This window comes from Mycolicibacter sinensis, assembly GCF_001667945.1.
Classification (GTDB): Bacteria; Actinomycetota; Actinomycetes; order Mycobacteriales; family Mycobacteriaceae; genus Mycobacterium; species Mycobacterium sinense_B.
In genome coordinates, this window is sequence record NZ_LZJK01000024.1 from 1 (window position 1) to 13,531 (window position 13,531).

General features: G+C 68.8%; 10 protein-coding genes and 2 pseudogenes. 5 read left to right on the forward strand and 7 right to left on the reverse strand.

The window, feature by feature from the left end; genetic code table 11:
* Positions 1-57: 57 nt before the first annotated feature.
* A pseudogene (locus tag A5694_RS25205) lies at positions 58-117 on the forward strand (hypothetical protein); the annotation flags it as partial.
* A 9-nt stretch (positions 118-126) separates the two neighbouring features.
* Here A5694_RS25205 and A5694_RS02315 read toward each other — a convergent pair.
* Positions 127-1,584: pseudogene (locus A5694_RS02315) on the reverse strand (ABC transporter ATP-binding protein); the annotation flags it as partial.
* A gap of 173 nt (positions 1,585-1,757) precedes the next feature.
* Between A5694_RS02315 and A5694_RS02320 the strand changes: the two are divergent.
* Together A5694_RS02320 and A5694_RS02325 are read left to right on the forward strand one after the other, a co-directional pair.
* Positions 1,758-2,255: a DUF3558 domain-containing protein gene (locus A5694_RS02320; protein ID WP_064920248.1), complete on the forward strand. Its 498-nt coding sequence runs from the start codon at positions 1,758-1,760 to the stop codon at positions 2,253-2,255.
* Positions 2,252-2,797, forward strand: a complete 546-nt coding sequence (locus tag A5694_RS02325) for a DUF3558 domain-containing protein (RefSeq protein WP_064920241.1) — start codon at positions 2,252-2,254, stop codon at positions 2,795-2,797. The genes A5694_RS02320 and A5694_RS02325 overlap by 4 nt, the downstream gene beginning before the upstream one ends.
* A 90-nt stretch (positions 2,798-2,887) precedes the next feature.
* Here A5694_RS02325 and A5694_RS02330 read toward each other — a convergent pair whose 3' ends face one another.
* Complete coding sequence (locus tag A5694_RS02330; RefSeq protein ID WP_064920242.1) at positions 2,888-3,394, reverse strand: SixA phosphatase family protein; 507 nt, start codon at positions 3,392-3,394, stop codon at positions 2,888-2,890.
* Positions 3,395-3,730: 336 nt separating this feature from the next.
* On the opposite strand from A5694_RS02330, the gene A5694_RS02335 reads away from it, so the two are divergent.
* Together A5694_RS02335 and A5694_RS02340 are read left to right on the forward strand one after the other, a co-directional pair.
* Complete coding sequence (locus tag A5694_RS02335; RefSeq protein ID WP_064920243.1) at positions 3,731-4,876, forward strand: metallophosphoesterase family protein; 1,146 nt, start codon at positions 3,731-3,733, stop codon at positions 4,874-4,876.
* Complete coding sequence (locus A5694_RS02340; RefSeq protein ID WP_064920244.1) at positions 4,873-7,488, forward strand: AAA family ATPase; 2,616 nt, start codon at positions 4,873-4,875, stop codon at positions 7,486-7,488. The genes A5694_RS02335 and A5694_RS02340 overlap by 4 nt, the downstream gene beginning before the upstream one ends.
* Positions 7,489-7,497: 9 nt before the next feature.
* Here A5694_RS02340 and A5694_RS02345 read toward each other — a convergent pair whose 3' ends face one another.
* From A5694_RS02345 to A5694_RS22335, 5 genes are all read right to left on the reverse strand, one after another.
* The gene (locus A5694_RS02345) at positions 7,498-8,955 is read right to left on the reverse strand and encodes an FAD-dependent monooxygenase (RefSeq protein ID WP_064920245.1); all 1,458 of its coding nucleotides are present in this window, start codon (positions 8,953-8,955) and stop codon (positions 7,498-7,500) included.
* The gene (locus A5694_RS02350) at positions 8,952-10,580 is read right to left on the reverse strand and encodes an ABC transporter family substrate-binding protein (RefSeq protein WP_064920249.1); all 1,629 of its coding nucleotides are present in this window, start codon (positions 10,578-10,580) and stop codon (positions 8,952-8,954) included. Before A5694_RS02350 ends, A5694_RS02345 begins: the two co-directional genes overlap by 4 nt.
* Positions 10,581-10,666: 86 nt before the next feature.
* A complete protein-coding gene (locus A5694_RS02355; RefSeq protein ID WP_064920246.1) occupies positions 10,667-12,496 on the reverse strand; it encodes an ABC transporter ATP-binding protein in 1,830 nt (609 codons plus the stop codon).
* Positions 12,493-13,374, reverse strand: a complete 882-nt coding sequence (locus A5694_RS02360) for an ABC transporter permease (RefSeq protein WP_064920247.1) — start codon at positions 13,372-13,374, stop codon at positions 12,493-12,495. The genes A5694_RS02355 and A5694_RS02360 overlap by 4 nt, the downstream gene beginning before the upstream one ends.
* Positions 13,371-13,531: ABC transporter permease subunit (locus A5694_RS22335; protein WP_131809480.1), on the reverse strand; the 161-nt coding region annotated here is incomplete at its 5' end. The genes A5694_RS02360 and A5694_RS22335, both read right to left, overlap by 4 nt.

The window sequence follows — 13,531 nt, forward strand, 5'->3', positions numbered from 1 at the left end:
GCGCTGCGGGTGGCCGCCGCCGACGATTTCGTGGCCGCCCACCAAGACGGGCTGGCGATGCCGGTGGCCCAGGGCGGGATCAACCTGTCCGGCGGGCAGCGGCAACGGCTGGCGATCGCCCGGGCGGTAATCCGCCGGCCGTCGATCTATCTGTTCGACGACGCGTTCTCCGCCCTGGGCCACCGGCATCGCCAGCCCGTCTTGGTGGGCGGCCACGAAATCGTCGGCGGCGGCCACCCGCAGCGCCTCCCAGATCTGCTCGTCGCTGACCTGGATGCCGGCCGGGGCGCCGTAGCGCAGGTTGTCGGCGACGGTGCCGGAGAACAGGTAGCCGCGTTGCGGCACCAGGCCGATGCCCGACCACAGCTGTTCGGGTTCGCGGTCGCGCACGTCGACGCCGTCGATGAGCACCGCGCCGTCGGTGACGTCGCGCAGCCGGCAGATCAGCGAGACGAGAGTGGATTTTCCCGATCCGGTGGAGCCGACGATCGCGGTGGTGGTCCCGGGCCGCGCCGTCACCGACACGTCGTGCAGCACCGGCCGGTCGGCGCCGGGATAGCGGTAGCCGACCCCGGCCAGCCGGACCTCGCCGGTGGCGGTCGCCGGCGTCACCGGGTTGGCGAGGGTCCGCAGCGTCGGCTCGGTGGACAGCACCTCGGTGATCCGCTCGGCACACACCGAGGCGCGCGGCAGGATCGCCACGACCATGGTGGCCATCAACACCGCCATCAGGATCTGCATGAAATAGGACAGGAACGCGATCAGCGAACCGACCTGCATCTGCCCGGCATCGATGCGCAGCCCGCCGAACCAGATCAGTGCGACGCTGGAGGCGTTGATGGTCAGTGTGGTGGCCGGCAGCATCAGGGCCTGCAGGTTGCCCGCGTTCATCGAGGTCTCCGACAGTGCCGTGTTGGCGCGGGCGAATCGGTCTTGCTCGAGGGGTTCGCGGGCGAAGGCGCGGATGACCCGGATTCCGGTGAGCTGATCACGCAGCACCCGGTTGATGTTGTCGATCAGCATCTGCATGCGGCGGAACAGCGGCAGCATCCGCGCCACGATCGCGTAGTTGGCCCCGGCCAGCACCGGCACGGCGACTGCCAGCAGCCACGACAGCCCGGCGTCCTGGTGCAGCGCCATCAGCAGCCCGCCGATGCTCATGATCGGCGCGGCGACCAGCACGGTGGCGCTCAGCTGCACCACCAGCTGAATCTGGCGGACGTCGTTGGTGGTGCGGGTCAGCAGCGTCGGGGTGCCGAACCGGGTGGTCTCGTGCTCGGAGAACCCGATCACCCGGGTGAACACCGCCCGGCGCAGGTCGCGGCCGAAGCCGGTGCCGGTGCGTGCGCCGTAGTAGACCGCCGCCACTGCGCACAGCACCTGCAGGCCGGTGACGGCGAGCATCACCGCGCCCAGCCGGGCGATGACGGCGGTGTCGCCGCGGATGACCCCGTCGTCGACGATCGCGGCGTTGACGGTCGGCAGGTACAGCGAGGCCAGGGTGCTGATCAGCTGCAGGGTCATCACCGCCGCGACCGGCCACCGGTACGGCTTGATGTAGCAGCGCAGCAGCGCCAGGAGCATGGGGTTACTGTCGCACACCGGTGTGGGCCGCACGCGGCGGTGACGGCGCCGGGGCGACACAAACCGACTGGTCACCCGGTGTGTCGTGGTTGGTCGGCGGTGGTGCCGCTACAGTGCATCGTGTGCGGCTCAAACTGACGGTCCCGGCCCTGGCGGTCGCTACCGCGATTCCGATGCTCGCCGGATGCTCCGACTCCGGCTCGACCGAAGCTTCCTCCGGCGAGTCCTCGGCGACCAAGACCGAGCAGGGCAGCCACGGGCCATCCTTTCCGCAGTGCGGGGGCATCAGCGACGAGACCGTCACCAACCTGACCCGGGTGTCTGGGCTGGTCAACACGGCGCAGAACTCGGTGGGCTGCCAGTGGCTGGCCCGCGGCGGGATCATGGGCCCGCACTTCTCCTTCTCCTGGTACCGCGGCAGCCCGATCGGGCGTGAGCGCAAGACCGAGGAGGTGTCGCGGACGTCGGTGGAGGACATCAACATCGACGGCCACAGCGGTTTCATCGCCGTCGGCACCGCCCCGACGATGGGCGACAACTTGTGTGAGATCGGCATCCAGTTCAAGGACGACTTCATCGAGTGGTCGGTGAGCTTCGCCCAGAAGCCGTTCCCGGATCCGTGCGATGTCGCCAAAGAGCTGACCCGCCAGTCGATTGCGAACGCCAAATGAGCCGCCGGATTTTTGCCAGTGCCGCCTGCGTGTTGACGGTGTTGATCGGCTTGACGGGCTGCTCCCGTGAGGTGGGCGGCACCGCGGTCAAGGCGGGCTCCGGCGACACCCAGCGCAACAACAACTCCGAACGGCAGTACCCCAACCTGCTCAAGGAGTGCGAGGTGCTGACCACCGACATCCTGGCCAAGACCGTGGGGGCGGACCCGCTGGACATCCAGAGCACCTTCGTCGGCGCGATCTGCCGCTGGCAGGCTGCCAACCCGGCCGGGCTGATCGACATCACCCGGTTCTGGTTCGAGCAGGGCAGCCTGGACAACGAGCGCAAGGTCGCCGAGTTCCTGAAGTACCAGATCGAGAACAAGTCGATCGTGGGCGTGCCGTCGATCGTGATGCGCCCCGCCGACCCGAACGGCTCGTGCGGGGTCGCCAGTGATGCCGCCGGCGTGGTCGGCTGGTGGGTCAACCCGCAGGCACCCGGTATCGATGCATGCGAGCAGGCCGTCAAGCTGATGGAGCTGACGCTCGCGACGAACTCGTAGTTGGGCGCGCTCCGAGCCGAGGGCAGAGACGATGCCCCGCCCTACCAGGATTGCGAGCCAAAGCCGTAATCCGGACCCTGCGTTCGGCGATCAGCGGGGAACCTGGAATCCGACCAGCGCCGCTGTGCCCAATTCCAGACCCTCCCACCCGGTCGTTACCCGCAGTATCGCCATACCCGAGGTCGGGAACTTTTCTGAGATCTGTTGGGCAACGGCGGCATCGGTTCCGGGTGCGCCGGCCAACCCGAGGGCGACGGCCGACATCGCCGGTTCGTGTCCGACCACCAGCAGGGCGCGAACGTCGTCGTCGACTTCGTTGATCGAGGCGATGACCGTGCCGGGTGAGGCATCGTAGAGTTCGTCGAGGTACCGAATCGGTGCCTGAACTGCGGTGCGCTCCAAGGTTTCCCGGGTTCGCATTGCCGTCGAGCAGAGCACTTCGTCGACGACGGGAACATTGGCGCGCAGCCAGTCGCCGGCCAGCGTGGCCTCCCGGATGCCGCGCCGCGCCAGCGGCCTGTCGTGATCGTCGACTCCGGGCGGATAGTCCGATTTCGCATGCCGCAGCAGGATCAGGGTGCGGTGTTCATCGCGCATGCAGCCAAGGCTAGGCCCCGGTCGGGAACGCGACACCGCTGCCACATGTAGAACATGCGCCGCATCCCCCCACCCAAGGGCGCGGTGCAGATCTGTCCGATTTGGATAGCGCCGGCGATAGCGGCCGCCCGTCGGGATCGGCGTGATAGCGCATGCGACATCCGATTTGAACTCACCCCACCCTTCCCCCCGCGGTGCCGAAGTGGCGCATGTGACACACGGGAACACGCCCCATCCGGCGGTGCCGGACCTGCCGAGCGAGGTCCGCGGACTTGTCGGTGGGCGGCCATACACTCGCGATGCCCGGCCAAAGCCGGCGGAAGGGACGGGACCGACATGCGATTCGTGCACACCGCCGACTGGCAGCTCGGCATGACCCGGCACTTCCTGGCCGGCGATGCCCAGCCCCGCTACTCGGCGGCCCGGCGCGATGCGGTGGCCGGCCTCGGTGCGCTGGCGGCCGAGGCGGGCGCGGAGTTCGTCGTCGTCGCCGGGGACGTGTTCGAGGACAATCAGCTGGCCCCGGAGGTCATCAGTCAGTCCCTGGAAGCCATGCGCACCATCGGTATTCCGGTGTATCTGCTGCCCGGAAACCATGATCCCCTCGACGCTGCATCGGTCTACACGAGTGCACTGTTCACCGCCGAACGCCCCGACAACGTCGTCGTCCTCGATACTGCCGGCGTGCATCCGGTGCGCCCCGGGCTGGAGATCGTCGCCGCCCCGTGGCGGTCCAAGCGGCCCACCAGCGACCTGGCAGTCGACGCACTTGAGGGCCTGCCCGCCGACGGCACCACCCGGATTCTGGTCGCCCACGGCGGCGTCGACGTGCTGGACCCCAATCCGGGCAACCCGGCGCTGATCCGGCTCGCCGCCCTCGAAGACGCTCTGGACCGTGGCGTGATCCGCTATGTTGCGTTGGGCGACAAGCACTCCCGGACCAAAGTTGGTGAGACGGGCCGGATCTGGTATTCGGGCTCACCGGAGGTCACCAATTATGACGACATCGAACCTGATCCGGGCCACGTCCTGGTGGTCGATGTCGATGAGACCGATGGCGCAGTCACCGTCGACTCCCGCCACATCGGCGGGTGGCGGTTCCTGACGCTGCACCGCCAGCTCGACACCAGTCGCGACATCACCGACCTGGACATCAACCTCGACCAGCTTCCGGACAAGAGCCGCACGGTGGTTCGGCTGGCGCTGACCGGTGCACTGAGCGTCACCGACCGGGCTGCACTCGATGCCTGCCTGGACCGCTACTCGCGGCTGTTCGCCTGGGTGGGCACCTGGAAACGCCACACCGACCTGGTGGTGGTCCCTGCTGACGGTGAGTTCACCGACCTCGGCATCGGTGGGTTCGCCGCCGACGCGGTCGAGGAACTGGTCGCCGCGGCACGCAGCGGCGACACCGGCACCGCCGGCGACGCGAACGCCGCCCTGGCGCTACTGCTGCGGCTCGTCGACCGGGGTGCCGCATGAGACTGCACCGGCTGGTCCTGACCAACTATCGCGGCGTGGCCCACCGCGAGATCGACTTTCCCGATCACGGCGTGGTCGTGGTGTGCGGCGCCAACGAGATCGGCAAATCCTCGATGATCGAGGCACTGGATCTACTGCTGGAGTCCAAGGACCGCTCCGCCAAGAAGGACGTCAAACAGGTCAAGCCCACCCACGCCGACGTCGGCGCCGAGGTCACCGCTGACATCAGCACCGGCCCTTACCGTTTCGTCTATCACAAGCGGTTCCACAAGTCGCCTCAGACCAAGCTGACCATCCAGACTCCGCGCCGCGAGCAGCTCACCGGTGACGAAGCGCACGAGCGGGTCCGCGCCATGCTGGCCGAGACGATGGACACCGGTTTGTGGCAGGCCCAGCGGGTGTTGCAGGCGGCGTCGACGGCGGCGGTGGACTTGTCCGGATGTGATGCGCTCTCTAGGGCGCTCGATGTCGCCGCCGGCGACACCGCCACGCTGAGCGGAACCGAACCTATCCTTATCGAGCGCATCGACGCCGAATACGGGCGCTATTTCACCCCGACCGGGCGCCCGACGGGGGAGTGGGCCGCGGCGCTGGCCGCGCTGGCGGACGCCGACGCCGAGGTAGAGCGGTGCACGGCGCTGCTCGCCGAGGTCGACGACCGGGTGGTCCGGCACGCCGAGCTGACCGACGAACTCGCCCGATTGGTCGCAGCTCAAGCAACGGCGGACGCCCAGCACAGCGCCGCCCAGGCCGCCAGCGCCACGATTGCCACCCTGCGCGACCAACTGCGCGACGCCCAGCTCGTGGCTACCGCCGCTGAAGCCACCGGTGCTGCGGCGGAGTCCGCCCACAGCGAGCGGGAGCGGCTGCGCGCCGAACTCGAATCGCGCACCGCCGCGGTTGCCGCGCTGGACGCCGAGATCGCCGAGGCCGTTGCAGCGCAGGCCACCGCGGACGTCGCCGCCGAGGCCGCGGACGCCGCTGCCGCCGAAGCCGGACAGACCTTGGCCGCCGCCACCGAACGCCTCGAGACCGCCCGCCGCGTCGTCGACCAACTCACCACCCGGGACGAGGCCGACCGGCTGGCTGCCCGCATCGACCGGATCGACGCGGCCGAGCGTGACCTCAAGCAGGCGGACGCTGAGCTGGCCCGGATCGTGGTGACCGAGCCGCTGCTGCGCCGGATCGAGGACGCGGCGGCCGCGCTCGACCGGGCGCAGGCCTCCTTGGCCGCGATCTCGGCGACGCTGGAGGTCACCGCTGCCGCTGACGTCGACCTGGTGATCGCCGGTGAGCACACGCCGCTGGTGGCGGGTCAGAGCTGGTCGGCCACGGTCACCGACGGCGCCGAAGTGGATGTTCCGGGGCTGCTGACGGTGCGGGTCAGGCCGGGTGACAGCGCCCGTGAGGCGGCCGCGAAATACGCTGCGGCGCAAGGGGAACTGGCCCAGGCGCTGGCAGCGGCGGAGGCACGTGATCTGGCGCAGGCGCGGCGGGCCGACCAGCGGCGCCGCGAACTGCAGGGCACCCGGGACCAGTTGACCGCCACCCTGGCGGCGCTGCGCGGCGACGACGAGCTGGCGGTGCTGCGCGCCCGGCTGGCACAGCTGCGCAGCGAAGACGGTGAGGTGGGCACCGAGATCACCCCCGAAGACGCCCGCGCCGAACGTGACGCCGCCGAGGCGCTGCGCGCGCACATCGGCACCGATTGCGAGGCGCGGCGGCGGGCCGCCCTGGGCGCGGCCAACCGACGCACCGAGGCGTCGACCAGGTTGACGCTGCTGCGCGACAAGGCGGCGACGCAGCGCACCGAGCTCGATGCCGTCACCCAGCGTCTCACCGCCCAGCGCGCATCGGTCAGCGATCAAGACCTCGCGGCCGCCGCCGAATCCAACCGGCATGCCGTGCGCACCGCCCAACAGCGGGTCGCTGAATTGTCCGAGCAGCTGGCCGCGGCCGCCCCCGATGCCATCGACGCCCAGCTCGCCGAGGCAGATGCGGCGGCGCAGGCGCTGCGCAGCGCCCACGCCGAGACCGCCCGCGCGCTGCACGAGGTCGAAGTCGAGCTTGCGGTGTTCGGTACCCAGGGTCGGCGTGGTCAGCTCGACGCGGCACAGACCGCGCGGGAACACGTTGCGGCCGAACACGATCGGATCGGTCGGCGAGCGCGCGCAGCGGCGCTGCTGCGGTCCACGATGAGCCGGCACCGCGACGACACCCGCCGACGCTACGTCGAGCCGTTCCGCACCGAGATCCAGCGACTCGGCGCGCTCGTGTTCGGCGCCGACTTCGAAGTCGACATCGACACCGACCTGAAGATCTGCGCCCGGACCCTCGACGGCCGCACCGTGCCGTACGAGTCGCTGTCCGGCGGGGCCAAGGAGCAACTCGGCATTCTGACCCGGCTGGCGGGGGCGGCGCTGGTCGCCAAGGAAGACAGTGTCCCGGTAGTGATCGACGACGCACTCGGCTTCACCGACCCGGACCGGCTGGAGAAGATGGGGGCGGTGTTCGACGCGGTCGGCGGCCAGGGCCAGGTGATCGTGCTGACCTGCAGCCCGGACCGCTACGGCAGCGTCACCGACGCGCACCGCATCGATCTGAGTGCTTGAATCCTGAGGCTATCGGGGCCCGAACCAGGTGGTCAGCGCAGCACGCAAGCCCGTCGCCGTGCCGTCGCCGACCCATCCGACATAGCCGTCCGGCCGGATCAGCACGGCGTCGGGAGCCGCCACCGAGCCCAGCACCGGTAGCTCCCAGGGGCCTTCGTATTCGACGTCGACCGCCGATACGCGGTCGGCCCACGGAGTGACATCGAAAACCCAAGGTGCGTCGAAGTTCAGCAGCACGCCACGGCCCTCCTGCAGTAGGGTGAAGATCCGCACCGTGCCCGCCGGCGTCGTCACATCCAGATCCGGCATCCGGCGTCCCAGCAGTGGGTGGCCGTCCCCGAGGTCGTAATGTATGTCCAGGCCGCACATCATCGCGCCGAAGCGCCTCCGCGACTCATCGAGGCTCAGCATCTCGGACACGGTGTCGCGCAAGGCGTCGACGCGCGGACCGGGCTCCAGCAGCGTGCCCTGCGCCATGGCGTTGCGCAGCACTCGGGCGGCGACCGGGTGGCGCTCGGCCTGGTAGGTCTCCAGCAGGCTGTCCGGTGATGTCCCGGTGAGCACCTGGGCCAGTTTCCAGCCGAGGTTCACCGCATCCTGAACACCCGTATTGAGACCCTGCCCGCCTGCCGGGGAATGCACATGGGCGGCATCACCGGCGAGCAGCACCCGCCGGTCCCGATAGCGGTCCGCCTGTCGGGTTACGTCGGTGAAGCGGGAGATCCAGCGGGCATTGTGCAGACCGTAATCGGTACCGCGCCTGGTGATCAATGCGTCGCTGACGTCGCGCAGCGTGGGCTCGTCGGGTCGCCCGACCTCCGGCTCGGTCACCATCACCCGGACCGGCCCGTCGGCTTCGAGGCGGAAGAAGGAGTGAAAACCGACGGCGTCGCGATGCAGACCCCACGGCGGCTCATCGGACACCTTGGCCTCGGTGAGCAGACAACTGGTCGACGCGTCCCAGCCCGGGAAGCCGATCCCGGATACCTTGCGGATCGCGCTGCGCCCGCCGTCGCACCCGACCAGATAGGCGGCGCGCAGCGTCGTGCCGTCGGACAATTCGACGTCGACCCCGGAGTCGTCCTGGGCGAAGGCGATCACCTCACGTCCGCGATGAGTCCGCACACCCAGCTCGTCGACCCAGCCAGCGAGGGTGCGCTCGATGCGGTACTGCGGCAAGCCGAGAGTGTAATTGTGCCGCGTGGGTAAGTCGCTGATGTCCAACATGATCCACGCGAAATGACAGATCTGGCCGATGCGCCCCTGCGCCAGGAACCGGTCGGCAATGCCCCGCTGGTCGAGGATCTCGATGGTGCGCGGGGTGATACCGCCGGCGCGGGAGCCGATCAGGTCACGGGTGGTGCGCCGTTCGACGATCGCGACATCGATCCCCGCCAGCGCCAGCTCGCCCGCCAGCATTAGCCCGGTCGGGCCCCCTCCGACGATCACCACCTGATGCTGAGTCATTGTTCCTTCATGAAACCGATTGCGGTGTAATCCAGATCCGCCAAACCCGGCGCCCCAAAGTTCGCCAGGGAACTGCGCACCGCAACATTGCCGGTGGTCTGGATCAGCGGCAGGCTGAACCCTTCGGCCCACAGCAGCGCGTCGACCTCATTGGCCCGAGCCCGGGCCACCGCCGGGTCCAGCGCCTCCAGCGTCTCCTCGATCTTGGCGTCGATCTGCGGGCTGCCGATCTTGCCGAAGTTGGCCTCCCCGTAGGACGCGGAGATCTGTGTCAACCCGGCCAGGGGGAATGCGTCACCGACCCAACTGAACTGGGCGATGTCGAAGTCGCCGACGTTGACGTAGTCGGTGAAGAAACCGCCGCCGGCTTTGGCGTCCAACTGCAGCTTCACCCCGATTTCGGCCAGATTGTGTTGGGCCACCTGGGCGAACTGCCGGGTGCTGGACGCGTCGTAGAACAGGTGCCGGATCACCAAAGGCCGGCCGTCCTTCTCCCGGAACTTCCCGTTGAGTTTCCAGCCCAGCGCGTCGAGTTCGCGCTTGGCGCGCTCCGGGTCGTAGGCCACCACCGCGCTGTTGTCCTGGTAGCCCTCTTGGCCCGCGACATAGATGTGGTTGTTCAGCGGCACCGGGTCTGTGGTCAGCCCGCGCTGGGTGACCTTGGCGATTGTGCTCCGGTCGATACCGCGCATGACGGCCAGCCGCAGCGCCTTATCCGACAGGATCGCCCCGGGCGCGCCGTTGAAGGTGAAGTGGTTCCAGGCCGGGGTCGGTGCCCGCCGGATCGCGATGCCCTCGGTGCGCCGCGCGATTGTCAGCTGATCCAGGGTGGCCACCCCGGTGGCGTCGATGGTGTGGTTTTGCAGCGCCGGCATCCGGGCGGACTCGTCGAGCACCAGGTAGGTGATGGTATCCAGCTTCGGTCGCTTGCCCCACCACGCGGGGTTGCGGGTCAAGGTGATTCGCTGGCTGGTGCGGTCCAGCGACGACAACACGAACGGCCCCGCCGACGGTCCCGGTCGCCGCAGTTGCGCCTTGTTGAAGGTCTCCGGGTCGGCGGTCATGGTGCGGGGCAGCAGCATCGAGTTGCCGGCGAACATGCCCCGCCATTCCGCATACGGTTTGGCGAACCGCACCACGGCCTGGCGGTCATCGACGCCGCGGGTCACCGAGGCGACCCGTTCGGCGCCGTTGGTGGTCGCGATCGCAAACTCGCCGTTGGCGCCGCTGGTGGCATGGATCTGGCTTGCGATGTCCTCCCAGGACAGTGGAGTCCCGTCGGACCACTTCGCCTTCGGGTTGATGGTGTAGGTGACGACCTGCGGGTTGGTGCCGGTCAGCTCCACACTGGTGAAGTAGTCGGTGTCCACCGTTGCCGAGCCGTCCGGGCCGATGGTGAACGCCCGTGGCATGGTGGCCTTGAGCATGGCCGCGTTCTCAGCGAGATTGCCGTCGATGTGCAGCGGGTTGAAGTTGGGTGGGAACTGTGTCATCGACAGCCGCAGGTTGCCGCCGTCGCGCAGTCTCGCCGGGTCCTGCGGGTTGATGTCGCTGGCGGTGCCGACCTTCGACGCGCCTTCCGGGGCGGTGATGTCGACCGCCGCGCATCCGCTCAGCGCCAGCATCAGCGTCACGAGCACCGCCACCCCGTCGACTCTGCGCCCAGGGCGTACCCTTCTCGCACAATGTCGCCGTGAGCGCAGAGTCAACGTCATGAGGCCGGCTCCGGGTGCGGCACGGCGGCCAGCAGCCGCCGGGTGTAGTCGTGTTGCGGGTCACCGAAAACCTGATCGGCCTCGCCCTGCTCCACGATCTCCCCGGCGAACATCACCGCCACCTGATGCGCCAGATGCTTGACCACCGACAGATCGTGCGAGACGAACAGATACGACAGCCCGAACTGCTGCTGTAGGTCCAGCAGCAGGTTGATGATGCCGGCCTGGATCGAGACATCGAGTGCGGACACCGGCTCGTCGAGCGCGAGGATCTTGGGCTGTAGCGCCAGTGCGCGGGCGATGCCGATCCGCTGCTTCTGCCCGCCGGAGAATTCCGACGGGTAACGGGCCGCGTCGCTGTGCCGCAGTCCGACCAGCTCCAAAAGCTCGGCCACCCGGGCATGCGTCGATGCCTTGTCGGAGCCGTTGGCGCGCAACGGTTCCGCCAGCACCTCGAAGACCGGCAGGCGTGGATCCAGCGAGGCCACCGGATCCTGGAAGACCACCTGCAGATCCCGCCGCAGCGCACGACGGCCGTCTCGCTTGAGGGCCGCGACGTCGGTGCCGAGCACCTCGATCGAACCCGACTGCGGGGCAGCCAGTTCCAGAATCTGGTGCAAGGTGGTGGATTTACCCGACCCGGATTCGCCGACGATCGCCAGGGTGCGGCCCTGCTGCAACTCGAAGCTCACCCGAGAGACGGCGCGGACCTCACCAACGCTGCGGCGCAGCACGCCCTTGGTCAGCGGATAGGTCTTGACCAGGTCACGCACCCGCACCACGACTGGCGCGTCACCCGGCGTAGGTGCCGGAACCTCGGTGCGCACGCGATAGATGTCGGCGGCGCTGCGCTCGCCCACCTGGTCGGTGTGGATGCAGGCGGCGGACTGTTCCGGGCCGACGACCAACAAGTCGGGCTCGGCGGCACGGCACTCCTCGGTGACCAGCGGGCAGCGCGGGGCGAACGGACACCCCGGCTCGATGCCCGCCAGCGAGGGCGGGGCGCCGGGGATCGGCACCAACCGGGTGCCCTGCGGCGCGTCCAGACGCGGCACCGAACCCAACAGGCCCACCGTGTACGGCATCCGCCGGCCCCGATACAAAACCTCGACCGGGGCGGCTTCCACCACCCGACCGGCGTACATCACCAGTGCCCGGTCGGCGAACTCGGCGACCACCCCCAGGTCGTGGGTGATGATCAGCACCCCGGCGCCGGTCACGTCGCGGGCGGTCTTGAGCACCTCCAGGATCTGCGCCTGCACGGTGACGTCGAGTGCGGTAGTGGGCTCGTCGCAGATCAGCAGATCCGGGTCGCAGGAGATGGCGATTGCGATTACGACGCGCTGGCGTTCCCCGCCCGACAGCTCATGCGGGAAGGCCCGTGCCCTCTCCTGCGGCCGGGAGATCCCGACCAGCTCCAGCAGTTCCACCGCACGCCGCCGGGCCGCGGGCCGCCCGATCTGCGGCTGGTGCACCTCGATGGCCTCGGCGATCTGATCACCGACGGTGTACACCGGAGTCAGCGCCGACATCGGGTCCTGGAACACCATCCCGATCGCGGCGCCGCGGAACTTCGACATCGCCGTGTCACCCAGGCCGATCAGCTCGGTGCCGCTCAAGCGCACCGATCCGGACACCTGCGCGTGCTCGGGCAACAAGCCCATCACCGCCATCGCCGCCGCGGATTTGCCGGAGCCGGACTCACCGACCATCGCGACCACTTCGCCGGGCTGTATCTGATAGCTCACGCCGCGCACCGCACGCACCGCGTCGGCGCCGGCACCGAATGTCACGGCCAGGTCGGTGACTTCCAGCAAGGCGCTCACCGGCGGCCCCGCAGACTCGCGGCGTCGGGATCCAGGGCGTCACGCAGGCCATCGCCGGCGAGGTTGGCGCAGACCAGGATGGTGATCAGCACCCCGGCCGGGAACAGGAAGACCCAGGGGAAGGTGATGGCCGAGGCGGTGCCGTCGGCGATCAACGTGCCCAGCGAGACGTCCGGTGGCTGAATACCGAAACCCAGGTAGCTCAAACCGGTTTCGGCCAGGATCGCCACCGCGACGTTGAGTGCGGTGTCGATGATCAGGATCGACGCCACGTTCGGCACGATGTGGTCGACGATGATGCGCCGGCTGGAGACGCCCATATAGCGTGCGGCCCGGATGAATTCGCGCTCACGCAGGCTCATGGTCAGGCCGCGCACCATCCGGGCGCTGATCATCCAGCTGAAGCCGGCCAGCAGCAGAACCAAAAGCGCGATGTTGCCGCTGTTCTTGGTGCGCGGGGTGATGATCGCGATCAGGATGAACGCCGGAACCACCAGCAGCAGATCGACCAGCCACATCAGCATCCGGTCGCGCCATCCGCCGAAATACCCCGAGATCGCCCCCACCGTCGCGGCGATCACCGTGGAGATCAGCGCCACGCACACCCCGATCAGCATCGATTTCTGCATGCCGCGCAGGATCTGCGCCAACAGGTCCTGGCCCAATGCGTTGGTGCCCAGCCAATGCCGCGAGCCCGGCGGGACCAGCAGCGCGTCGTAGTCCAGGTCGGTGTAGGAGTAGGGCAGCAGGCCAGGCAGGGCGTAGCAGCCGACGAACATCACCGCCAAAAGCGCCAGTGCACCCACTGCGGCGCGGCTGCGCAGGAAGCGGCGCAGCACCAGGGTGCGCCGGGAGGCGAATTCGATCTCGGTGCTCATGACACCCGCACCCGGGGGTCGAGCAGCGCGTAGATGACGTCGGAAAGCAGTCCGGCCAACAGCACCACCGCACCGGAGAACACGGTGATCGCCGCGACGATGTTGGTGTCCTGGGTCGCCACCCCCTGCACCACCCATTCGCCCATACCGTGCCGTC

What these genes read in the sequence shown, in the direction of transcription:
- A5694_RS02340 (WP_064920244.1), top strand. Translation starts at nt 4,873, where the DNA reads ATGAGACTGCACCGGCTGGTCCTGACCAACTATCGCGGCGTGGCCCAC.
- A5694_RS02320 (WP_064920248.1), top strand. Translation starts at nt 1,758, where the DNA reads ATGCTCGCCGGATGCTCCGACTCCGGCTCGACCGAAGCTTCCTCCGGC.
- A5694_RS02360 (WP_064920247.1), bottom strand. Translation starts at nt 13,374, where the DNA reads ATGAGCACCGAGATCGAATTCGCCTCCCGGCGCACCCTGGTGCTGCGC.
- A5694_RS02350 (WP_064920249.1), bottom strand. Translation starts at nt 10,580, where the DNA reads ATGCTGGCGCTGAGCGGATGCGCGGCGGTCGACATCACCGCCCCGGAA.
- A5694_RS02325 (WP_064920241.1), top strand. Translation starts at nt 2,252, where the DNA reads ATGAGCCGCCGGATTTTTGCCAGTGCCGCCTGCGTGTTGACGGTGTTG.
- A5694_RS02335 (WP_064920243.1), top strand. Translation starts at nt 3,731, where the DNA reads ATGCGATTCGTGCACACCGCCGACTGGCAGCTCGGCATGACCCGGCAC.
- A5694_RS02330 (WP_064920242.1), bottom strand. Translation starts at nt 3,394, where the DNA reads ATGCGCGATGAACACCGCACCCTGATCCTGCTGCGGCATGCGAAATCG.
- A5694_RS02345 (WP_064920245.1), bottom strand. Translation starts at nt 8,955, where the DNA reads ATGACTCAGCATCAGGTGGTGATCGTCGGAGGGGGCCCGACCGGGCTA.